The organism is Luteibacter sp. 9135 (assembly GCF_000745005.1).
In the GTDB taxonomy this organism is placed as follows: Bacteria; Pseudomonadota; Gammaproteobacteria; order Xanthomonadales; family Rhodanobacteraceae; genus Luteibacter.
The window spans coordinates 3705967-3729103 of record NZ_JQNB01000001.1; the positions used below are offsets into that span (position 1 = coordinate 3705967).

The following is a 23137-nucleotide window of genomic DNA, read 5'->3' on the forward strand; positions in this document are numbered from 1 at the left end:
GATACTCCTTAGGCCGGCCACGGTCGGCCCGGCCGGCCGGACTAGGCCTTATTCGTCATCCGGCCAGCGCGGCATGGACGGCGCCGCGGGCCGGGGCGCGCTGTCGCCCGCGCTCACCGCCTGCCAGACGGTCAGGGCGTCCACCGTGGCGGCCACGTCGTGGACGCGGACCAGCAGCGCGCCGCGCTGAACCGCGACCAGGGCCGCCGCCACCGAGCCGGAGACGCGCTCGCGCGGGTCGTCGCGGCCGGTCAGGTGGCCGATCATGGATTTACGCGACACCCCGACATAGGCCCCCGCGCCCAGTTCGGCGAAACGGGCGGTGGCCCGCAACAGGGCGAGGTTGTGCTCGAGGGTCTTGCCGAAGCCGAAGCCCGGGTCGACCAGTACGCGGCGGCGGTCGACGCCGGCCAGCTCGCAGGAGAACAGCCGGTCGGTGAGGAAGCGATGCACCTCGCCCACCACGTCGTCGTAGTCCGGGGCGTCCTGCATGCCCCGCGGCTCGCCTTGCATGTGCACCAGGCACACCGGGACGCCGAGTTCGGCGGCAGCGTCCAGCGCGCCCTCGAGACGCAGCGCGAAGACGTCGTTGATCATGCCCGCGCCGGCGCCCACGGCGGCGCGCATCACCTCCGGCTTGGACGTGTCGACGGACAGCGGCACCGTGGTCGCCGCGGCTAGCCGCTCGATCAACGGCACGATGCGCCGGATTTCCTCGGCCGCGTCGACCTCCGCCGCGCCCGGCCGCGTGGATTCACCGCCGATGTCCAGCATGTCGGCGCCCTCCTCCACAAGCCGCAGCGCATGCGCATAGGCGGCGTCGAGGCTGGCGTGGCTGCCGCCGTCGGAGAAGGAATCGGGCGTGGCGTTGACGATGCCGACGACGCGTGCACGGTCCAGGAGCAGCGTGCGCCCGTTGCAGTCCAGCGAGGTGGCGAAGGGGTTCATCAGCCGGCCTGCTGCGGGCCACCGAGCGGGCCCATGAAGCGGCGGTAATGACGCAGTTCCTCGATGGAATCGCGGATATCGGACAGCGCGGTGTGTGCGGAATCCTTGTTGAAGCCGCGCGCGATCTCCGGCGACCAACGGCGCGATAACTCTTTCAGGGTGGATACGTCGAGGTTGCGGTAGTGGAAGAAACGCTCCAGCCGCGGCATCTCGCGATGCAGGAAACGACGGTCCTGGCAGATGGAGTTGCCGCACATGGGCGACTTGCCCGCCGGCACCCACTGGCGAAGGAACTCGATGGTGGCGGTCTCGGCCTCGCCGGGCACCGTGTCCGACTCCACCGCGCGGCCCCACAGGCCCGAGCGCATGTGCTGGTTGCGATTCCACGCGTCCATCTGCTGGAGGCGCGCGTCCGCATGCGAGATGGCGAAGACGGGGCCCTCGGCGAGAACGTTCAGGTCCTTGTCCGTCACGATCGTGGCGATCTCCAGGATCGAATCGTTGTCCGTGTCCAGACCGGTCATTTCCAGGTCGATCCAGATGAGGTTGTCTTCGTGCGCTGGCGTCATGGGAGCTCCTTCGGGTATCGCGCAGTCTAGCGGCAGCGCGCGTGGAAAGGAGGTCGACCCATGCGATGATATCGCGATGGCCGAACCGACCTTCTTCTGGCACGACTACGAAACCTTCGGCACCGATCCGCGCCGGGACCGTCCCAGCCAGTTCGCCGGCATCCGCACCGACGCCAACCTGCAGGTCGTCGGCGAGCCACTGATGATCTACTGCCGGCCGCCGCGGGATACCCCGCCGCAACCCGGCGCCTGCCTGGTCACCGGCATCGCGCCGCAGCTGGCCGAACGCGAAGGCCTGCGCGAGGCCGAATTCGCCGCTGCCATCCACGAGCAGCTGGCCATGCCGGGCACCTGCACGGTGGGCTACAACTCGCTGCGTTTCGACGACGAATTCACGCGCCACCTTCTTTACCGCAACTTCTACGATCCGTATGGCCGCGAGTGGGAAAACGGCAATTCACGCTGGGACCTGATCGACCTGGTGCGCCTGTGCCAGGCGCTGCGCCCGGAGGGCATCGTCTGGCCCACCCGCGATGACGGCACGCCCAGCTTCAAGCTGGAGCACCTGGCCGCCGCCAACGGCCTGAAGCAGGACCGCGCGCACGACGCCCTGTCGGACGTGGAGGCGCTGATCGCCCTGGCCCGCCTGATCCGCCAGCGGCAGCCGAAGCTGTGGGACTGGTATTTCGCCCTGCGCCGCAAGCAGCGCGTGTTCGAACTGCTCGACGTCGCGGCGATGACGCCTGTGGTGCACGTGTCCTCGCGCTATCCGGCCAGCCGCCAGTGCCTGACCGTCATCGCGCCCCTGGCCATGCATCCGGCACGCGCGGGCGAGATCATCGTCTACGACCTCGGCGCCGACCCGGCCGACCTGCTGGCACTGGACGACGGCGACATCGCCGATCGCGTGTTCACCTCGCGCGCCGACCTGCCCGAGGGCGTGGAGCGCATCGCGCTGCGCACGATCAAGGCCAATCACGCCCCCGCCCTGGCGCCGCTGTCGGTGCTCAAGGGTGCCGACCACGCGCGGCTGGGCCTGGACATGGAGGCGGTGACGCGCCACCTGGAGGCGCTGCGCCACGCCGACGGCCTGGCCGAGAAGCTGCGGCGTGTCTACGGCCATGCCGCCGCGCACGCCCCTGCGGAAGACCCCGAACTGGCCCTCTACGGCGCGTTCCTGCCGGATGCGGACCGCCGCCTGCTGGCCGACGTGCGCGCTACACCGCCGGAGCAGCTGGGCACCCGCACGTTCCCGTTCCGCGATCCGCGCTACCCGGAGCTGCTGTTCCGCTACCGCGCGCGCAACTGGCCGGAAAGCCTGACCGTCCAGGAACACGCACGCTGGGAGGCCTTCCGCGCCGACCGGCTCACGCGCCACGGTCCGCTGACCGCGCTTACGCTCGACGACTACCGCCTCGAACTCGCCACGCTCCGTGCCCTGCCCGACGCCCCGCTGCCGCTGCTCGACCAGTTGGAAGCGTGGGGCCACGAACTGCTCTGAAGACCCATGCCGCCCACCTATTTCACGCCCGCCACGTTCCGTTTCTTCAAGTCGCTGATGCGCAACAACAACCGCGAGTGGTTCCAGGACCACAAGGCGGACTACGAGCGCCACGTGCGCGAACCGTTCCTGCGACTGATCGGCGACCTGGACGCACCGCTGAAGAAGATCAGCCCGCACTACCGTGCCGACACCCGCAAGGTGGGCGGCTCGCTGTATCGCATCCACCGCGACACGCGTTTCGCCAACGACAAGCAGCCGTACAAGGGCTGGCAGGGCTCGCGCTTCTTCCACGAGCGCCGCCACGAGATCCAGGCGCCGGGCTTCTACGTGCACATCCAGCCGGGCGAGTGCTTCGTCGGCGGCGGCATGTGGCACCCGGAGCCGCCGGTGCTGAAAAAACTACGCGACTTCCTGGCCGACAACCCGGATGCGTGGAAGCGCGCCACGCACGGCAAGGCCTTCCAGGAACGCTTCAGCTTCTGGGGCGAAAGCCTGACCCGGCCGCCCCGCGGGTTCGATCCCAACCACCAGTTGATTGCCGACCTGAAGCGGAAGAACTTCGCCGCGGGGCAAAATTTCGACGAGGCCATGGCCTGTTCGCCGGAGCTGCTGCCCTTCATCGTCGACAACTTCAAACGACTGGCGCCGATGGTCGATTACCTGTGCGCGGCGCAGGAACTGGAATTCTGAGTGTAGGAGCGCATGCATGTGCGCGACATCGTCTCGCGGCAACATCGAGCCTTGCACGTGAATCCGGCTGCCCGGCCCCAACACATGTCGCGCACATCGTGCTCTCCTACCAGGGTGCCGCGGCTTGAAATGGCCCCGGCCTGAAATGTAGGAGCGCACGCACGTGCGCGACATGTGTTGAGGCCATGCCCCCATCCTGGCGCGTGAACCCGGTGAATCCCGTAAATCCCGTGATCGACGCGTAGCCGTATCGCGCACGTGCGTGCGCTCCTACAGTTAGCATTTCACGCATGCGCAAACGGAAACGCCAGCACATCGGCGATCGCATCGGTGCCGGCCAGCACCATCAACAGGCGTTCGATGCCCAGCGCCACGCCCGCGCAGGCGGGCATCGCATCCAGCACCGCCAGCAGCGGTTCGTCGAGCGGCACGTCCCGATCGCCGCGTGCGCGACGCTTGTCGTTGTCGCGCACGAAGCGCGAACGTTGCTCGGCGGCGTCGTTGAGTTCGTGGTACCCGTTGGCGACCTCGTACGGCCCGATATACACCTCGAAGCGTTCCGCCACCGGCGGTTCGCCCGGCCGTATCCGTGCCAGGGCGCACTGGCTTGCCGGGAAATCGCGCACCACGGTGACCCGGTCGCGCGGGAACGCCGGTTGCAGGCGGTGGGTCAGTAGCAGGTCGAGCCAGTCGTCGCGCTCCAGGCCTTCGCCGTCGATCACGGTGGTGCCTTGCAACGCGCCCCGCAGCACGTCGACCGTGTCCACGAGCGGGTCGATACCCAACGCATCGTGGAACAGGCTGCGGTAGGTCGTCTCCACGATATCGACGGTCTTGCCGGCGTGCACCAGCACGCGCTGGAGCAGGTCGATCACCTCGCGCGCCAGCCGCGTGTCGTCCCAGCCCACGCGGTACCACTCCAGCATGGTGAACTCGGGATTGTGCCGCCCACCTGCCTCGCCGTCGCGGAACACGCGGCCCAGTTCGTAGATGTCCGGCGCGCCGGCGGCCAGCAGCCGCTTCAGCGGGAACTCGGGCGAGGTGCGCAGCCAGCGTTCGCGCGCGCCGGCATCCACGTGGCCGCTGAACCGGGTGGTGAAGCTTCGGATGTTCGGATCAGTGTTGCCCGCGGCCGAGAGGATGGGTGTTTCCACCTCCAGCACGCCGCGCTCGGCAAAGAAGGCACGGATGTGCGCATAGGTGTCCGCACGCAGGCGCAGTGCCGCCAGTTCGCTCACGGAGCCACCCCATGCTTGGCGAGCAACGCGATCAGGTCGGCCTCCGTCGCCACCGGCACGCCCAGCTCCTTTGCCTTGTCCAGTTTGGAACCCGCGGCTTCACCGGCGAAGACGGTGGTGGTCTTCTTCGAGACCGAGCCGGCCACCTTGGCGCCGAGACGTTCCAGACGCTCGGTGGCGTCGTCGCGCTTGAGCGTTTCCATGGTGCCGGTGATCACGTAGGTCATGCCTTCGAGCGGCAACGCCGCGGCGGCCTTGGCCGGCAGCGCGGCGGCCAGCGCCTGCATGGCCGCGGCATGCGCACGGATGGCGGTGGCGTTGGCCTTGTCGCCGAGATACGCCATGAGGTTGGACGCGGCGGCCTGCGGCACGCCGGCCACGATCCACTGGTGCTCGCCGGCCTTGATCATGTCGTCGAGGTTGGCATAGTGCCTGGCCAGCGTGGCCGTGCTTTTCGGGCCCAGCTTGGACACCTTGGCGGCATCCAGCAGTACGTCGAGGCCCAGCCGCTCGCGCAGCTTCGGCGACGGCTCGCCCTCGTCGGTGAAGGTGATGTAGCCGAGCAGCGCATCGACCACGTCGTTATTCCCATCCTGCCCGAAGAAGGCCTCGATCGACGTCGCCACCTCGTCGCCGATATCGGGCAACACGCGCAATACCGGTGCGGGAGCCTTGCGGACGTGTTCGATCGAACCGAGCCAGGTCGCCAGCGTCTTGGCCGTGCTTTCGCCGATATGCATGATGCCCAGGCCGAACAGGAACCTCGGCAGCGTCGTGGTCTTGCTCTTCTCGATGGCGGCAACGAGGTTGTCGGCCCACTTCGTCGCCACCTTGCCCTGCTTCACCGTCTCGGGCGTCGATCCGTCACGCTCGTCGGCGAGCGTCTTCATCCGGAGGAAATCGTCGATGGTCAGCGCGTACAGGTCGGCCGGCGTCTTCACCATGTCGAACTCGACCAGGGCGTCGACGAAGCGATCGCCCAGGCCGTCGATATCCATCGCGCGGCGCGAGGCAAAGTGGATCAACGCCTCCTTGCGCTGCGCGGCACAGACCAGCCCGCCCGAACAGCGGAACGCCGCCGCGCCCTCTTCCCGCAGCAACTCGGAGCCGCACACCGGACAGGTGGCCGGCATCTTCCACGCCACCGTGTTCGCCGGCCGGCGCTCGTCGACCACGCGGGCCACCTCGGGAATCACGTCGCCCGCGCGGCGAACGATCACGGTGTCGCCGATGCGCACGTCCAGGCGTGCCACCTGGTCGGCGTTGTGCAACGTGGCGTTGGTCACGGTGACGCCGCCGACCTGCACGGGCGTGAGGCGTGCCACGGGGGTGGCCGCACCGGTACGGCCGATCTGGATCTCGATCGCCTCCACCGTGGTCATCTGCTCTTGCGCGGGGTACTTGTGCGCGATGGCCCAGCGCGGCGCACGCGAGACGAAGCCCATCTCGCGCTGGCCTTCGTAGTCGTCCAGCTTGTAGACCACGCCGTCGATGTCGTACGGCAGGTGATCGCGCTTGTTGCCAATTTTTCGGAAATAGGCGATCAGCCCGTCGAAGCCTTTTGCCGTGGACACTTCCGGCGACACGGGAAAACCCCATTCGCGCAGTTTCGCCAGCGTGGCCGAATGCGTATCGGGCAGCTCGCCGCCATCGACACGGCCGATGGCATAGGCGAAGAACGCGAGCGGGCGCCGGGCGGTCACCGCCGGATCGAGCTGGCGCAGCGAGCCCGCCGCGCCGTTGCGCGGGTTGGCCAGCGGCTTCTCGCCCGCTTCGCGCGCCCGCGCATTGAAGGCCTCGAAACCGGCACGCGGCATGATCACCTCGCCACGCACTTCCAGCAGGCGCGGCCAGCCTTCGCCACGCAGGCGCAGCGGAATGGCCTTGACCGTGCGCAGGTTGGCCGTGACGTCCTCACCCACCGCGCCGTCGCCGCGCGTGGCGCCCTGCACGAACACGCCTTCTTCGTAACGCAGGCTGATGGCCAGGCCATCCAGCTTGGGCTCCACCGAGAACACGGGCTGGCGACGCCCCAGGGTCTGCTCGATGCGGCGCTCGAAATCGGCCACCTCGCGGTAGCGCGTGCGATCGTCGTCCCCGTCCTGCTCGAACGCGTTACCCAGCGACAGCATGGGCAACGCATGCGTCACCTCGGCGAAACCACCGTGCGCACGCGCACCGACGCGACGCGTGGGCGAGTCGAGCGCGGCCAGGTCCGTGTACTCGGCTTCCAGGGCTTCCAGCTCGCGCATCATGCGGTCGTATTCGGCATCCGACAGATCGGGCTCGTCGAGTACGTGGTAGCGGTAGTTCGCGTCCTCGATGCGGCGGCGCAGTTCGGCGGCACGCGCGGCTTCGGTGTCGGGGGCGGTGGGTTGCGGCATGTGCAGGGTCCGTGAGGGCGGGTGCGAGGCAGACACAACCCTGAACTGTCGGCTGAAGCTGCCGCAAAAGCAAGCAAGGCATCGGTTATAATCGTCCAAACCATGCCCCCTTACGATGTCATAGACAGTACCGCGTCCACCGACGTCCACGCTCTGCCCACCGACCGCCCGGCCCTCGCCCCGGCGGAGCCTTCCAGCAAGGCGCGCTACCGCGGCCTGATCTGGCTAGTCTCGGCCGCGTTCTTCATGCAGGCGCTGGACGCGACCATCGTCAACACCGCCGTGCCGGCGATCTCGCAGGCACTGCAGGTGACCCCGCTGAGCATGCGCACGGCGCTCACCAGTTACGTACTCACGCTGGCCATCTTCATCCCGATGAGCCCCTGGCTGTGCGATCGCTTCGGCACGCGCCGGGTCTTCGGCGGTGCCATCCTCGTGTTCGCCATCGGCTCGCTACTGTGCGGCGTGGCGCAGAGCCTGCCGCAACTGGTGGCCGCGCGCATCGTCCAGGGCCTGGGCGGCGCGGCGCTGATGCCGGTGGGACGCTATGTGCTGGTACGCAGCATCGACCGCCGCCAGTTCGTCAGCGCCATGACCACCGTGGCCACGTTCGGCCTGCTCGGTTCCGTCGTCGGCCCGCTGATCGGTGGCGCGCTGGTGGAGTTCACCAACTGGCGCCTGATCTTCCTGATCAACGTGCCGGTGGGTATCGTCGGGCTGGTGCTGAACCGGCGCGAGATGCCCGAGTACCGGCTCGAGCAGCCCCATCGTTTCGACACCACCGGTTTCATCCTGTTCGCGGGTGCGTCCGCGCTGCTGCTGATGGCGGCGGAGACGGCCGGCGTCCGCGGGCACGGGCTCGAGGTGGCCGGCTACGCGTTGGCGGCGGTGGCCAGCGCCGTGCTTTACGTGCGGCACAGCCGGCGCACCGAGTTTCCCGTCAGCGATCTCTCGTTGCTTAAAGTGCGCAGCGTGTGGGTCGCGCTGGCCGGCAACCTGTTCACCCGGCTGGGCGTGTCGGGCATGTACCTGCTGCTGGTGCTGTTCCTGCAGATCGGCTGCGGCTGGTCGCCGCTGGTGGCCGGCATGATGATGGTGCCGCAGGCCATCGGTTCGATCACGGTCAAGCCCTTCATCAACCGGCTGCTGACCCGCTTCGGCTATCGGCGGCTGCTGCTGGGCAACACGTTCGCCGTGTCCGCGGTGCTGTGTTCGTTCGCCCTGCTCTCGGCGGATACGCCGCCCTGGATCATCATCGTCTTCGTGTATGTCTACGGTGCGGTGATGTCGCTGCAGTACACCTCGATGAACACCCTGGCCTATGTGGACCTGGACGTCCGCTATGCGTCGCAGGCCTCGTCCATGGCCTCGACCGCGCAATACCTGTCGATGAGCTTCGGTATCGCCCTGGCGTCGTTGCTGATGGCGGCGTTTCTCGGCTCGCACAACGCGCAGGGCTATGTCTGGGCGTTCCGCTGGGCCGTGATCGTGCTGGGCCTGATCACGCTGGCGGCCAGCTGGATCTTCAGTCGCCTGCACGATCCGCGGACGGCGCACGACCGCTCCGCGACGCCTGGTACGCCGTAAGCGCGCCCTCGCGCGTGGCCTTGAGATCGACCATGGGGCCCGGGTAACCGGAGGCCTTCAGGAACGCCTCGTCTTCCCACGGCGCGTGCACCAGCCGGCCCGGCGCGTCGCGAAGTTCGGGCACCCAGCGCCGGATGTATGCGCCGTCCTTGTCGAACCGTTCCGACTGGGTCACGGGGTTGAAGATACGGAAGTACGGCGCCGCGTCCGCACCGCTGCCGGCCACCCACTGCCAGCCCAGCGAGTTGTTGGCCAGGTCGGCGTCGACCAGCGTGTCCCAGAACCACTTCGACCCCAGCACCCAGTGCTGGCGCATGTTCTTGGTCAGCAGGCTGGCCACCAGCATGCGCACGCGGTTGTGCATCCAGCCCGTGGCCCACAGCTCGCGCATGCCCGCATCCACGATGGGGATGCCGGTCATGCCTCGCTTCCAGCGGCGCAATGCATGGGGGTCGCGCGGGGCCCAGCGGAAGGTGTCGAACTTCGGGTTGAAGTTTTCCCTGGGCGTTTTCGGAAAATGGAACAGCAGGTGGTGGGCGAATTCCCGCCAGCCCAGCTGGCGCAGGTAGGGCTCGATGTCCGGCGCTTTCTTGTGTCGTGCCGCATGGGCACGAAGGCCGGCCGCGATCTGCAGCGGCGATATCTCGCCCCAGTGCAGGTGCGGCGACAGGCGCGAGGTACCGTGGCGTGCCGGCAGGTCGCGCCCTTCGACGTAATGCCCGACGGCATCGTCCGCGAAGAGGTGGAGCATGTCCTGCGCGCCCTGCTCGCCGGGCGTCCACTCGTCGAAGCCCCTGGCCCAGTCGCGCGTGGGCAGCAGGCCCAGGTCGTCCAGCGCGACGGACCGCGGCAGCTTGCCCAGATGCATCGACGCCGGCGCCTCCACGGCAGCCACGGCGTCGATGCGCGTGCGCAGGTTGCGCCAGAAGGGGGTGAACACCCGGTAGGGTTCGTCCTGCTTCGTCGCGACCTCCCAGGGCTCGCACCACAGCGAGGCGTTGAACGAGGCGACGTCGATGCCGTCGGCTTCGAGGGCCTTGCGCACGGCTTTGTCCCGCCGGATCACCCGCGGTTCGTACAGCCGGTTGAAGTAGACGGCCGTCGCGCCGGTCGCCTCGATCGCCGTGCGCAGGGCATCGAGGCTCGGCCCGTGACCGATCTGCAGGGCGCCCCGATGCTTGCCCAGCGAGGCGTCCAGCGCCACCAGCGAATGGTGCAGCCACCAGCGTCCGGCCGCACCCGGCGCCCATTCGCCCTCCTCGTCGGGCGCGTGGATGTAGAGCGGCACGACCTGGTCGTGCGCCTCCAGGGCCGCCAGCAGGGCCGGGTTATCGGCAAGGCGGAGGTCGCGTCGGAACCACATGAGGGCGGTAGTCATCGCCCTAGTATCCAAGGTTTGCGTGACGCGTGGATCGCGCTCGCCATCCGTTCAGCAGCAATGCTTAGACTGGTGCCACTACGGCCCCTGTTTCCGCCGTCGATCAAGGAGTGACTCCATGCATATCAAGACCGTCCTCGGCCTCCCCTTGGCCGCCCTTCTCGCCACGGCGGTCGTCGCTCCCGCGTCGGCCGCCACCCTAACCCGCAGCGACGGCATCTATGTCCGCTGCGACCAGTGCGGCGTGGTGCAGAGCATCGAACACAACGTCGTCCAGGGCCGTGACCACGGCACCGCCGGCGCCGTCATCGGCGCCATCGCCGGCGGCGTGCTCGGCAATCAGGTCGGTCGCGGCAACGGCCGCAAGCTGGCCACGGTCGGCGGCGCCGTCGGCGGCGGCTTCGCCGGCAACGCCATCGGCAAGGGCGGCGGCAGCGAGAGCTACACCCTCCGCCTGAAGATGGGCGCCGGCGGCTACAGCAATGTCCAGGTCAAGGACGCCAGCGCCGTCCGCGAAGGCGACATCGTGGTCGTCGACGAAAACGGCAACGTCTCCCGCGTTCAATAATCCCCGCCACCTTGCGTCGCCGGCGTAGGAGCGCACGATGTGCGCGATCCCGGCCTGCGCCATGCCAGCATCATGGCGCCATGCACCAAGCCAACACCGAGAGCCCCAGAGCCGGATCCCATCCGCTCTGGGGTTTTTTCATATCAAGACCGACCCGCCACCCTCGCCGCCACCGCATCGTAAAACGACTCCGGCAACACCGCCCTCACCGGCACGCGCCACCAGTTCTCCCGAGCGAAATCCCGGCACTTCACCGCGTCCTTATCCGTCATCAACACCGGGCAACCATCGGCGAAGGTGAAGTCGTCACGGGTGAACGCGTGGTGGTCGGCGAACGGATGCCCATCCACCGTGATCCCCTGCGCAGCCAAGCTGGCGAAGAAGCGCGCCGGGTGACCGATGCCGGCGACCGCGTGCGCGGGACGCCCCGCGAATTCCGCCAGCGGCACGCTACGCGACGGGTCGGCCATGTTGACGGCGATGCCCCCTTGCAGGCTCATCGCGATTTCGCCAGGCTGCGCGGCATCACCGTTGACCACGATGAAATCCACCCGCGCCAACCGGCTGGCGGGCTCGCGCAGCGGGCCGGCGGGCAGCAGGTGGCCGTTGCCCAGACGGCGTTCACCGTCGATCACGCAGATCTCCACGTCACGGCCCAGCCGATGGTGCTGCAAGCCGTCGTCGGCGAGGATCAGGTCGCATCCCGCGTCGATGAGCAACTGCGCGGCTTCGGGGCGCTCGCGGCCGATGGCGACGGGAAAGCCGCTCTGGCGTATGAGCGCAGGTTCGTCGCCGACCTTCGCCGGCGCATCCTCCCGGCCGAGCAGCCATGGGCCGCGTTCACTGCCACCGTACCCTCGGCTGACGATGCCCGGGCGGAAACCGCGCTCGCGCATGGCGTGGGCCAACGCAACGATCAGGGGTGTCTTGCCGGTGCCACCGAGGGTGATGTTGCCCACCACCACCACGGGCACCGACAGCCTGACCACGGCCGAGGGATCCCGGCGAAAGCGCCGCGCGCGCTGGCGCACCACGGCGCGGTACAGCGCTTCCAGCGGACGTGTCCACAACGGAGGTGACCCACCGCCGTACCACCGTCGCTGCAGGGAATCGCCAAGGGCCACGGTCAGCCCTCGGACGGCTGCTCGTGGAACTGCATCCGGTGCAGCGCGGCGTACTGGCCCTGCTTGTCCAGCAGCTGCCGGTGCGTGCCCAGTTCGATGATGCGGCCCTGTTCCATCACGGCGATCTGGTCGGCGTGCTCGATGGTGGACAGGCGATGCGCGATCACCAGTGTGGTGCGATCGCGCATGAGACGGGTCAAGGCGTCCTGGATCAATCGTTCGGATTCCGTATCCAGCGCGCTGGTGGCTTCGTCCAGCACGAGGATCGGCGCGTTCTTCAGGATCGCGCGCGCGATGGCGATGCGCTGGCGCTGGCCGCCGGACAGCGAATTGCCGCCCTGCCCGATCTGCGTGTGCAGGCCCTCGGGCAGGCGCTCGATGAACTCCATGGCATTTGCCGCCTTCGCCGCGGCCACGATGTCTTCCTCGGAGGCGCCGGCCATTTCGCCATAGGCGATGTTGGCGGCCACCGTGTCGTCGAACAACACGACGTGCTGGCCGACCCAGGCGATCTGCTGGCGCAGCGAAGCCAGCGTGTACTGCGCGTAGTCGCGGCCGTCGAGCAGGATTTGGCCCTCGGTCGGCTCATAGAAGCGCGGCAACAGGCTGACCAGGCTGGACTTGCCGCTGCCCGAGCGACCCACCAGCGCCGTGACGGTACCCGGGGCGCAGACCAGGTCGACGCCACGCAACGCCATATGGTTGTTGCGCTCGTAGACCAGCCGGACGTTCTCGAAGCGAAGGTCACCGCGGGTGCGCACGAGGGGCTCGGTGCCGTTATCGACTTCGGCCGGCTCGTCGATGATGGCGAACAGGTCTTCCGCGGCGCTGACGCCCTTCTGCAGGTTGGACTGGATGCCGGCCAGGCGCTTGAGCGACGGCAGCATGCCGCCCATGGCCGTGAGCACCGCCGTGAACACGCCGGGTGTGATGGTCTCGATGACACCTGGCCGCGTGCCCAGGAACACCAGCGTGGCCAGCGCCATGGCGCCGACGGTCTGGATCGTGGCGCTGGACGCCGCACTGGTGGCCGACACCTTGAGGTTGAGCCGGCGCTGGCGATCGGCGATGGACGCGAAGCGGTCGCCTTCGCGCGCCTGCCCGCCGTAGATGCGCACTTCGCGATTGGCCGCGACGGCTTCTTCCACGGCACTGGTCACCGTGCCCATGTTGCCCTGGATGCGCTTGCTGATCTTGCGGTAGCGGCGGCTGATCACGGTGACGATCACCACGACGCACGGCACCAGCACCAGCAGGGCCATGGCCAGGTACGCGCTCTGGTAGAGCATGACCGACAGCAGGCCGACCACGGTCAGGCCCTCGGTGACGGCCACCTTGAGCGAATCCGAAGATGCCGCCGCCACCTGCTCGCTGGTGTAGGTGATGCGCGAGATCTGCTGGCCCGAGGGCTCCTTGGCGAAGAACGTGGACGGCAGGCGCAGGTACGCCGCGAACACGTCGATGCGGATGGCCTGCACCACGTTGCGACCGACATAGGCGATGCCGTAGTCGGTGCAGTAGGAGGCAACACCGCGTACCGCGAAGATGCCGATGATCCAGATGGGCATCCAGAAGATGGTGTGCGCGTCGCGGGCGATGAACAGGTTGTCGATCAGCGGCTGCAACAGGTTGGTGAACAACGACAGGCAGGCCGGATCGATGACCATGCCGACGATGGCGACGATACCCGCCGCGCGATAGCGCCGGGTGTAGCCGAGCAGGCGCTTGTAGGTCTGCCAGGTCCGGGCATCCCAGACCGACGTGCGGGTAGCGTTCACGGCTTGGCCGTTCCTTCGGAAGGCGTGGTGGCGATGGACAACCGCGTGAAGCCGACCTGGCCCAGCGCATCCATGGCGCGCACCACGTTCTGGTGGGGCGTCATCGCGTCGGCACGGATCACCACCAGGCGGTTGCGGTCGTCGCCGGCGGCGCGCTGGATGGCCGTCTTCAGGGGCTCGATACCCTCGCCCATCACTTCATCGCTGCCCACGGCGTAGTGCCCGTCGCGGTCGATGACCACGTTGAGTGCGTTGTCGGTGCCCTCGCGCGCCTCGCCGTCGGCCTTGGGCAGGTCGACCTTGAGCCGCGAGTGCTGGACGAAGGTGGTGCTGAGCACGAAGAACATCAGCAGGGTGAGCAGGACGTCGATCAGCGAGATCACGTTGATCTCGAAGTCGTCCTCGCGACGGGAGCCGATGCGCATGGATCAACCGGCCTGCGGCGCGGCGGTGTCCGCCGCGGCAGGGCGACGGCGCGCGGCGGGACGTGCCGCCGAGAGGTCATCGAGCAACGCGGTGGCTTCCTTTTCCATCTGCACCACGTAACCACCCACCTTCGAGCGGAAATAACGGTGCAGCACGTAGGCCGGAATCGAGACGATCAGGCCGAACGCCGTGCAGATCAGGGCCTCGCCGATGCCGCCGGCCATGCGCGTGGGATCGCCGATGCCGCCGGCCATCACGCCCATGAACATGCGGATCAGGCCGATGACCGTGCCCAGCAGGCCCAGCAGCGGCCCGATGAGGGCGATGGTGCCCAGCGTGTTGAGGTAACGCTCCATGCGATGGACCACATGGCGACCGCTGTCCTCGATCCGCTCCTTGATGATCTCGCGGGGGCGATCGCGCACGGCCAGCGCGCCGGCGAACAGTTCACCCAAGGGCGAGCCCTTCTCCAGCGCCGCGAGGTGGCCGGCATCCAGCTGGGCGGAACGCGCCCACTGGCGCACTTCGTCGCCCAGTCCTGGCGGCAGTACCGCCGCGCGGCGCAGTGCCCAGAAGCGTTCGAACACGATCGCCATGGCGACCAGCGAGCAGATCAGGATCGGCAGCAATGCCCAGCCGCCAGCGAGAAGGATCTCGAGCACGTGAACCCCGGAGGTACGTTTGAGTCAGGGCGACATCATAGCAGGGCACGTGGCGGGGGCTGGACGCCCCCGCCCGTCCGCTCACCGATGGCCGAGGAACTCCACCTCGCCCAGGTCGATACCCGCGCCCGGGTTCGCGGCCACCAGCCGCAGGCGGTACCAGGCATAGGCGCCGGGAGCCGATACAGCGAAGGCCCGCGTCTGCCGGCGCCACGGCCAGGCCTGGCCCTGGCGCTGGTCCACGGTGGTGTAATGCTTGCCGTCGCTGGAACCTTCCAGCACCCAGCCCGACGCGTCCGCCGCCGTGGCCGCGGAGGTCAGCGTCAGCATCCGCACCGTTACCGGCGCATCGAAGTGCCAGCCGACGCTGGCCCCCTTGCCGTCGAGATGGGCCGTGGTGTCCGAGGTGTTGTCGAACAACCTGGCCAGATCACCCGCCGGCGCCGACCCGAAGGCCTTGCCACCCGACGCGGTCAGGTCGACCAGCGGCGCCGGTTTGCTGCCTTCGGCGCTGATCGATGCCGGCAGTGCGTCGGCGCTCGTACCCCACGTGGAGGGGCTGGGGCCCATGGTGAAGTCCAGGGTGGCGCCGCGGGCCAGCAGCTCGTGCGGCAGCGTCACGCTGTTCCATGGCTGGCCGTTGACCGTGAGCGACTGCACGTAGCGGTTGGTGTCACTGACGCCCGGCGCGCGGATGTCGATGGCCGCGCCATTTTCCAGGCGGATGGTCATGTGCGGGAAGTGCGGCGCGCCGACCACGTACTCCGGCGTGCCCATGCGCAGCGGATAGAAACCCGCGGCACCGAACAGCCACCACGCCGACATCTCGCCATTGTCTTCGTCGCCGGGATAGCCCTGGCCGATCTCGCTGCCCACGTACAGCCGCGACACGGCATCGCGCAGCTTGTCCTCGGTCTTCCACGGCTGGCCGGCCTCGTCGTACATCCAGATGATGTGGTGCGAGGGCTGGTTGGAGTGGCCGTACTGGCCCATCCGCACGTCGCGCGCTTCCAGCATCTCGTGGATCACGTCGCCGTAATCGCCCACATCGAACGTGCCGGGCGTGCTGAAGAACTGGTCCAGCTTGGCGGCCAGCGCAGCGCGGCCGCCATAGAGTGCGGCCAGTCCGGCGCCATCCTGCGGCGCATGGAAAGCCATGTTCCAGGCGTTGGTCTCGGTGTAGTCGCCACCCCAGCGCGTCGGGTTGAAGTCCTTGTCGTTCCAGCGCCACTTGCCGGCGGGATCGCGTGCGACGAAGAAGCCCACCGCCGGATCGAACAGGTTCGCGTAACCCAGCGCCCGCGAGCGATACCAGGCGGCATCGTCCGCATAGGCGGCATAACCGCCGGACGAGCGGGTGTCCTTCGCCAGCGCCGCGGCGAGGTTGCCGATGGCGAAATCGTTGATGTAGCCGTCCATCGACCAGGACAGGCCCTCGTTAACCGTGTCGTCGGTGTAACCGTTGAACAACGAACGCTGGATGCCCTTGCGGCCCGCGCCCTTCACGTCGCTGACGGTGGACGCGTTGCGTATGGCGGACTGGTAGAACGACGCGACGTCGAAGTTGCGCACGCCCTTCAGCCACGCATCCGCGAACGCCACGTCGGAGCTGGTGCCCACCATCAGGTCGGCATAACCGGGCGACGACCAGCGGGCGATCCAGCCACCGTCGCGGTACTGCTGCACGAAGCCGTCGATCATCCTGCCCGCCTCGGTCGGCGTCAGCAGCACGTACGCCGGCCAGGCGGTGCGGTAGGTGTCCCAGAAGCCGTTGTTGACGTAGGGCTGGCCGTCCACCACGCGCGCGCCGGTCTGCGTGGCGGTGTTCTCGCCCGCCGCGGCGGAGAACGGACTGGCGTAGCGCCAGACGGGCTGGTCCTTTGTACCCGTATTTTCGTAGGCGTGGTTCGGGTAGAGGAACAGCCGATAGAGGTTCGAGTAGAGGATGGTCCGCTCGTCCGGCGTCGCCCCTTCCACCTGGATCATGCCCAGGCGCTCGTCCCACGCGTTGCGGGCCCGCTCGCGCACGCCGTCGAACGTATCCGTCGTGGCGATTTCCTGCACGAGGTTGGCCTTGGCTTGGTCGACCGAGATCAGCGAGGTGGCGATACGCATCGTGACCGTACGCTCGCCCTTCTTCGCGGTGTCGAAGCCGAACCAGGCGGAGGCGGCATCACGCTTCTCGCCCGTGAGCCGACCGCTCTCGGCTACGTCCCGGTCGAACTCGGCGTAGAAGAACAGGCGCGTGGCGCCCGTGGACAAGCCACTGCGGACGTCCGACCAGCCCTGGATGGCACGATGGCCCGGGTCGAGCGTCACCGCGGCCTTCTCGTCGAGGTTGTCGAACACCAGTTGCGATCGCTTGCCGGTAAAGGTGAAGCGGAACATCGCGGCATGGTCGGTCGGCGTGATCTCGGTGGTCAGGCCGTTGTCAAAACGCACCCGGTAATAGTCGGGGTGGGCCACCTCGGCGTCGTGACCGAAGGACAAGGCGCGCGTCTCGCGCTTCAGCGTCGGCGCACCCGTGGTCGCCTGGGCCGGCATCACCTGGAAGGTCTGGCGCTCGCCCATCCACGGGCTGGGCTCGTGGGACAGGGCGAAGGCCTCGATCCGCGGCCGGTTGTCGGGGCCGTTGCGCTCCTGGTACTGGTAGAGCCAGTTGGACCCGGCGTTGGTGACGGGCGTCCAGAAATTGAACCCGTGCGGCAGGGCCACTGCCGGGAAGTTGTTGCCACGCGAGAAATTGGCGTTCGCGTTCGAGCCGCGGCGCGTGTCCACGTAGTCGGTGGGGTGCGTGCTGTTTACCGGCGTGACGGTGCCGATGCGGATGTCGTCCACATAGCCCTCGAAGGCCTTGCCCGGCGGCGCATCGGCGACCAACTCGATCGCCTTGACGCGACGTCCCCGCGCCACCGCACCCAGGTCTACGCTGACGTAGTTCCACTGGTCGGGATAGAGCACGCGTCCTTCGCCCTGCCCCTTCGCGGTCGCGCGCACCCGATGCTGGTCGCGTGCCGCCGTGGTGGACAGCCGCGAGCCGTCGTCGAACACCAGGTCCACCGCGACATAGTTCGCCGGATTGGCGAGGTCGTCCTTGTTCGACCGCGGAAAGACCAGCCAGGACAGCGTTGTGCCGTCGCCCGCGCGGATATCGGTATCGAACAAGCGGGCGGCGTTGGGCGCGCCCGTGGAATTGCCGGCGTAACGCAGGGAATGCGTGCCCGTAAAGCCGACATCGGCCTTGGCGGTGAGTACCGCCTCGGCCGGCGGCCCGCCGACCAGGCTGATGTCCAGGCCACCCGCAGTCCGGGTCACCAGGGCGGGATCGCCGGGCTCGAACGAGGTGTCGAAGCGCTGTGCCGCCGTCGTGGCACCCGCCGGAACGGCCACGGCCGCCATCATGCCGACGACCCACGCCGTCCTGCTCCAACCCTGTTTCGTTCGCGTCACGCGCGTTGCCCCTGGAAGTGCGGAATCACCATTTAAATCGTTCTAAATTTCGAAAGTCAAACTGCGGTGCAACAACCCGGGCTGTGTTTCGGCCGAGCCGGATGCGGGCGAGACCACGACGAAAGCGCATGGACACCCCGTGCAACGAGTGACGGAACTCAGTCACACGGGGGGCGTGGCCGACAGATGGCCGCAAGGTTTCCGCCTACTTTGAGACCTCACTCATCAGCGGGGCAAACGACATGCGAAATACGTCGACGATGGCATGCGCACTGGCCATGGCATGCACAACCGCCATGGCATCGGCGAGCACCCATGCCGTCATCACCAGCGCGGGCAGCCGCGAAAACATCACGCATCTCGCCCCGGGCCTGCGCAGTGGCAGCATGCCGGGAGGTGCGAACGCGGCCCGATGGCTCGATGTCACGGCGATGGTCTTCCAGGCCGATGGCACGACACCCGCGCCCGGCGTGTCCGTCACTTTCGAGGCCTTCGATGGCGATGGGCGCTCCGAACGCAGGACCGCACTGGCCACGACCGTAGCCGTTGCCGATTCCCAGGGTATGGCGAGAGCTCGCCTCGATATCGGAGTCTGCCGGGGTCCAGGAATCGTAGGCCCCGTGACGGCCCGTCGCCCGTCGAACCGACCGGAATGGTGGTCGATCACCTATGTTCCAGGAGCCGTCGTAAGGGCGAGCACCTCGCCCGACACAAGGGTGCGTGAGGCCAACTTTCAACATGTGTGTCGTGAGCAGTATCTCGGAGTACGTCCATGACCATGCCTGCTTCGCTCGATTCGCTTCGGTACATCGCACCCATCACCCCCTCTCCGCCAATCAGCCCATCGCGTACACATGATTGCTCAAAGGAATGCTTGGACTCACTCAGCACGCCGATCGACTCGACGCGCACGATGGAGACCGCAATGGCCAACATAAAGGCCGTGCAGGACCGCTTCGTCGACTTCGTCAACACGCTGCGACCCAGGCTGCAAAGCATGCAGATGCTCAGGCCCGGTCTGATGGAAACGCCTTTCGACGCGATCTACGACAACGGACGGCTCAAGGTCGTGGACACTGACATGACGCATGAAGAAAAAGCATGGGTAGAGGATCAGCTCAATATCGACGGCGTGTTACCCCGGCTGGCGGATGCTTTCAATCGACAGGTTGTCCGGACCTACGATGAAGACACCGGCGCCTGGGACGAGAACGGTATTTTCCACGGGCACGTACCGCTCAATGGCGATGCCGTCAACGAGAGCATCAGCTACCTGGGGCTGGATCGCACGGTCAATGCATCCGTCAAGCTGATTTCCCTGTGCAACGATGTACGCGACTACAAGCTGCCTTGGTATCTGAACGAATCGGACCGTGACGCCATGGGTGGGCATCTGGTGCAGAAATACCTGGATGGTGAACTGTCGCGCTATGTGAAACGTCCCGACGGCACCATTGAGCTGCAAACCGAACGGGGTTCGTTTCAGCACCAGGGTCTGTGGATATGAGCCGAATAGTGATCCCACCCCAGGTCAAGCTTGGCGCTTACCGACCAAAGAATCTCGTCATCTGAACCCGTGATTCTAACGCCGCTATTCCCGCCAGTAGCGGCGTTCGCCCAGTCGCCATTCGCGGGCCACCCTCGGCCCGCCGCGCAGCGGAAAATCGATACGCACCGCCCCGCTACCCGCCGTCACCAGCATCCGCGCACCCGCCGCTTCGAAACGACGCACCACCGTCGGGTGCGGATGCCCGAACCGGTTGCGGTAACCCGCGGAGGCCACGGCGAGAACGGGCTCGACGGCAGCCAGCCAACCTGCACCCGACGAGTGACGGCTGCCGTGGTGGGCCACGGTGCTCACCGTGGGCAGCTCGGATAACCATGCATCCTCGTCCACGCGGCGCTCGGCGCGTTCGCTGATGTCGCCGGTCAGCAGGAAGCGGCCGCCTGCGCCTTCGATCGAGAGGACGCACGAGCGGTCGTTGCCAGGGGTCTTTCCCGAACGCTCGCGCGGCACGTCGATGAAGCGGAACACCACGCCGTCCCACGACCACGAGGTTTGCGCCGTGCAGCGCTGTGCCGGGAAGGCAAGGCGGCTTGGCTCACCCGACAGGCGCAGGGCCTGCGGATAACGTGCCGCGATCGACGAGGCACCGCCGGCATGGTCACGGTCGCCGTGGCTGACGACCAGCATATCCACGGGGCCCAGCCCCAGTGCCGTGATGGACGGCAACACGACGCCCGCGCCAGCGTCGCGGCCGCCCGCATACGCCGGTCCGGTGTCGTACACCAGCGTGTGCGAGCGCGTGCGCACCAGCACCGCCAGGCCCTGCCCCACGTCCAGTACCCAGGCGTGAAAGGCACCGTGCGTCGGGACTGCCTTCGGCGGCATCAGCAGCGGCAGGCAGAGCAGACTTCCATAGCCACGCAGTGGCACGCCGCGCGGCAGGAAAAGCCAGGCCGCACCGAAGGTGGCGAGCACGACGGGAACCAGACCCGCTTCCGCCACGCCCAGTCGCGCGGCCGGCCACGCCGCGACCAGGGCAAGTCCCCGCCACAAGACGTCGAGCAGTCCGCTTGCAGCCGCCAGCAAGGGCGTGGCAAGTACCGGCCATGGCAGCAGCGCACTGCCGGCCAGGCACAGCGGCACCACAAGGAAGCTCACCAGCGGCGCCGCCACCAGGTTCGCGACGAAACCGGCAAGCGAGGCACTGCCGAACCACCACAGGGACATCGGCAGGAGAAGGAGACTCATGGCCGCCTGTGCGCGCAGCAGCTCGCCGAGCCAGCCGCGCCAGCCCTCGGCGCGCGGCGCGACGCATGCCATCAGGAAACCGACGCCGGCGAAGGACAGCCAGAAGCCTGCGGAGAGCACCGAAAGCGGCGACGCGACCAGCACGGCGACCAGGGCAAGGGCGAGCATGGTCACGCCGTGGACGCCACGACGCAGGCAATGGGCAGCGGCCATGACGGCAATCATCAGCAGGGTGCGCACCGTCGGCAGGCCCATGCCCGCCAGCAGGCCATAGCCCGTGGCGACAAGCAGGCCGGCGATGGACTGGACCACCGGCCGGGGAAGCCGTAGCGCCAGCCAGGGGAACCCGGCGTAGATCAGGCGCACGAGCAGCACGCCACCACTGGCCGCAACGCCCACATGGAACCCCGAGATCGCGATGAGGTGGGACACGCCCGTGGCGCGTGCGATGTCACAGTCGGCGGCATCGAGCCCACGCGTGTCGCCCACGGACAAGGCCTTGATCACGCGGGCGCGGCGCGCCCCCAGTTGACGGTCCAGCGCGTCGGCCATGGCGGAACGCCATCCATCGACGCATGCGCCGCCGGATATCTTGAGGTTGTCCCGCGATGGACGGACGTAGCCGGTCGCCACGATGCCCCGTTGTAAGGCCACACGCTCGGCGTCGCTGCCGCCAGGGTTGATGGACCCGCGAGGACGGCGCAGGCGAACCCGCAACCGCCAGCGCTCGCACGATCGCGGCGGGGATGCCGACCGGTACCACGTCAGCCGCACCCGGCCCCGCAGCAGGACAGCGTCGTCATCGACATCGTCCGGCACGAAGATAAAACTCGTGTCGGCATCGACGCGCCGGGGCAGATCGACGACGCGGCCCACCAGGGTGACGTCCTCCCCTTCGCTCTCGCGCGGCAACCGCTCGATGACACCACGCGCTCCGTGCAGCGCGGCCCATGCGGCAAATATCGCCACGGTGACGGCATGCCGAGCGACATCGTTTCGCACGCGCATGAGCACCACGAGCAGCACCATGACGACGGCGAGACACAGCGACGATGACGGCAGCCACGGTGCGGCTTGTACCAGCGTGCAGCCGAGCAGCGCGGCTATGGCCAGGGTAACCAGGGAAAAACGGGGATACCGAGACAAGGCGGCCAGTCGATACGAGTCAGCCTGCAGCCTAGGCGTCCATTCGAAAGACATGGCCCACGATCTTCTGTGGGCTTTCGCTGCAAAAACATCAGCGCTGCGCGTGATCGCGCATGTATCGCGGGAGGCTGGCCTTCATCATGTGAGTGCCGACCTGAGTGATGCGTGCCTTGCGGCAGCCCGACGTTGCGGACGGCCTAACGCGAGTCGTGGTCGCGATCGATGCGGCGTGGCCCGTTCGTGTCCCGTCGGTTCTGCGACGGTCGCGCGTCGGGGTTGCCGTTGCTCGGGCGGTTACCTGGCCCCTGGCCGTTGGGGTCGCGGGACGGACGACCGCCTTGCCAACCACCGGGACGGTCACCGCCAGGGCGACCGCCCTGCGAGCCACCGGGGTGATCGCCGCCGGGACGCCCCCTTGCCAGCCACCAGGGCGGTCGCCGCCGGGGCGGCCACCCTGCCAGCCACCGGGACGATCGCCACCCGGACGATCATGATCCGGTCGATGCCCCTGCCAGCCGCCCGGACGGTCGCCGGGCGGTCCGCCGTGACCCGGGGGCGGGCCTCGGTGGCCCGACCGATCCCAGTAATTGCCATCGCGTCCGCGGTAGTAACGGCGACCGCCGTAGTCGTACCAGACGGCGCCGACGGTTACACCGGAGTAACAGCAGCCGGGACCGTAGCCGTAGCCATTGTCGTAGTAGCCGTAGCCCGGATCGACGATCGTGGTCGTTGTTTCCTGTCCGTAGTAGGCATCGCCACCCGTTCCACTACGCACGTAACCGTAGCCAGGGTCGTAGTAGCAGCCGGCAAGCGGCGCACAGATGACCAGGGCAAGTACGGTGGCTCGCACGGTTCGCATGGCACTTCCCCTCGGTCATCGACGATACCGACACTGCACCCTTGCGATTGAACGGCGAGAAAACACGAAGG

At 67.8% G+C, this 23137-nt stretch carries 18 protein-coding genes; 5 read left to right on the forward strand and 13 right to left on the reverse strand.

Annotated elements, in window-relative coordinates:
- Positions 1-48: 48 nt before the first annotated feature.
- Together folP and orn are read right to left on the reverse strand one after the other, a co-directional pair.
- On the reverse strand, positions 49-948 hold the full coding sequence (gene folP / locus FA89_RS15590) for a dihydropteroate synthase (protein WP_036141943.1): 900 nt from the start codon (positions 946-948) through the stop codon (positions 49-51).
- Positions 948-1517 carry an oligoribonuclease gene (gene orn, locus FA89_RS15595; RefSeq protein WP_036141945.1) on the reverse strand — a complete coding sequence of 190 codons (570 nt, stop codon included), beginning with the start codon at positions 1515-1517 and terminating at the stop codon, positions 948-950. The genes folP and orn overlap by 1 nt, the downstream gene beginning before the upstream one ends.
- 76 nt (positions 1518-1593) lie before the next feature.
- Here orn and sbcB point away from each other — a divergent pair, with 76 nt between their 5' ends.
- Together sbcB and FA89_RS15605 are read left to right on the forward strand one after the other, a co-directional pair.
- The gene (sbcB, locus tag FA89_RS15600; protein ID WP_036141948.1) at positions 1594-3018 is read left to right on the forward strand and encodes an exodeoxyribonuclease I; all 1425 of its coding nucleotides are present in this window, start codon (positions 1594-1596) and stop codon (positions 3016-3018) included.
- A gap of 6 nt (positions 3019-3024) precedes the next feature.
- The gene (locus tag FA89_RS15605) at positions 3025-3711 is read left to right on the forward strand and encodes a DUF2461 domain-containing protein (RefSeq protein WP_036141950.1); all 687 of its coding nucleotides are present in this window, start codon (positions 3025-3027) and stop codon (positions 3709-3711) included.
- A gap of 284 nt (positions 3712-3995) precedes the next feature.
- On the opposite strand, the gene epmA is transcribed toward FA89_RS15605, so the two are convergent.
- Together epmA and ligA are read right to left on the reverse strand one after the other, a co-directional pair.
- Complete coding sequence (epmA, locus tag FA89_RS15610; protein WP_036141952.1) at positions 3996-4949, reverse strand: EF-P lysine aminoacylase EpmA; 954 nt, start codon at positions 4947-4949, stop codon at positions 3996-3998.
- A complete protein-coding gene (ligA, locus tag FA89_RS15615; RefSeq protein WP_036141955.1) occupies positions 4946-7333 on the reverse strand; it encodes an NAD-dependent DNA ligase LigA in 2388 nt (795 codons plus the stop codon). The genes epmA and ligA overlap by 4 nt, the downstream gene beginning before the upstream one ends.
- A 102-nt stretch (positions 7334-7435) precedes the next feature.
- Here ligA and FA89_RS15620 point away from each other — a divergent pair, with 102 nt between their 5' ends.
- Positions 7436-8920 carry an MFS transporter gene (locus FA89_RS15620; protein ID WP_081916665.1) on the forward strand — a complete coding sequence of 495 codons (1485 nt, stop codon included), beginning with the start codon at positions 7436-7438 and terminating at the stop codon, positions 8918-8920.
- Here the strand turns inward: FA89_RS15620 and FA89_RS15625 are convergent.
- Positions 8859-10298, reverse strand: coding sequence for a cryptochrome/photolyase family protein (locus tag FA89_RS15625; protein WP_036141956.1), 1440 nt, complete (start codon positions 10296-10298; stop codon positions 8859-8861). The genes FA89_RS15620 and FA89_RS15625 overlap by 62 nt on opposite strands.
- Positions 10299-10416: 118 nt before the next feature.
- On the opposite strand from FA89_RS15625, the gene FA89_RS15630 reads away from it, so the two are divergent.
- Positions 10417-10866 (forward strand): glycine zipper 2TM domain-containing protein, encoded by a 450-nt coding sequence (locus FA89_RS15630; protein WP_051938860.1) that lies wholly within the window; start codon positions 10417-10419, stop codon positions 10864-10866.
- A 143-nt stretch (positions 10867-11009) separates the two neighbouring features.
- Here FA89_RS15630 and lpxK read toward each other — a convergent pair whose 3' ends face one another.
- From lpxK to FA89_RS15660, 6 genes are all read right to left on the reverse strand, one after another.
- Positions 11010-11936 (reverse strand): tetraacyldisaccharide 4'-kinase, encoded by a 927-nt coding sequence (gene lpxK, locus FA89_RS15635; RefSeq protein WP_343123038.1) that lies wholly within the window; start codon positions 11934-11936, stop codon positions 11010-11012.
- Between the two features lie 56 nt (positions 11937-11992).
- A complete protein-coding gene (gene msbA, locus FA89_RS15640) occupies positions 11993-13768 on the reverse strand; it encodes a lipid A export permease/ATP-binding protein MsbA (RefSeq protein WP_036141961.1) in 1776 nt (591 codons plus the stop codon).
- Complete coding sequence (locus tag FA89_RS15645) at positions 13765-14193, reverse strand: ExbD/TolR family protein (RefSeq protein WP_036141963.1); 429 nt, start codon at positions 14191-14193, stop codon at positions 13765-13767. Before FA89_RS15645 ends, msbA begins: the two co-directional genes overlap by 4 nt.
- 3 nt (positions 14194-14196) lie before the next feature.
- Positions 14197-14856, reverse strand: a complete 660-nt coding sequence (locus tag FA89_RS15650) for a MotA/TolQ/ExbB proton channel family protein (RefSeq protein ID WP_036141965.1) — start codon at positions 14854-14856, stop codon at positions 14197-14199.
- 81 nt (positions 14857-14937) lie between these two features.
- Positions 14938-18258 (reverse strand): GH92 family glycosyl hydrolase, encoded by a 3321-nt coding sequence (locus FA89_RS15655; RefSeq protein ID WP_051938861.1) that lies wholly within the window; start codon positions 18256-18258, stop codon positions 14938-14940.
- Positions 18259-18511: 253 nt separating this feature from the next.
- A complete protein-coding gene (locus FA89_RS15660; protein WP_036141969.1) occupies positions 18512-18841 on the reverse strand; it encodes a hypothetical protein in 330 nt (109 codons plus the stop codon).
- A gap of 339 nt (positions 18842-19180) precedes the next feature.
- On the opposite strand from FA89_RS15660, the gene FA89_RS15665 reads away from it, so the two are divergent.
- Entirely contained in the window at positions 19181-19813 is a 633-nt protein-coding gene (locus tag FA89_RS15665) for a hypothetical protein (protein WP_221174324.1), read from the forward strand.
- A gap of 84 nt (positions 19814-19897) precedes the next feature.
- On the opposite strand, the gene FA89_RS15670 is transcribed toward FA89_RS15665, so the two are convergent.
- The gene (locus FA89_RS15670) at positions 19898-22261 is read right to left on the reverse strand and encodes a DNA internalization-related competence protein ComEC/Rec2 (protein WP_081916669.1); all 2364 of its coding nucleotides are present in this window, start codon (positions 22259-22261) and stop codon (positions 19898-19900) included.
- Between the two features lie 37 nt (positions 22262-22298).
- Complete coding sequence (locus FA89_RS19870; protein ID WP_185754410.1) at positions 22299-23066, reverse strand: hypothetical protein; 768 nt, start codon at positions 23064-23066, stop codon at positions 22299-22301.
- Positions 23067-23137 lie beyond the last annotated feature (71 nt).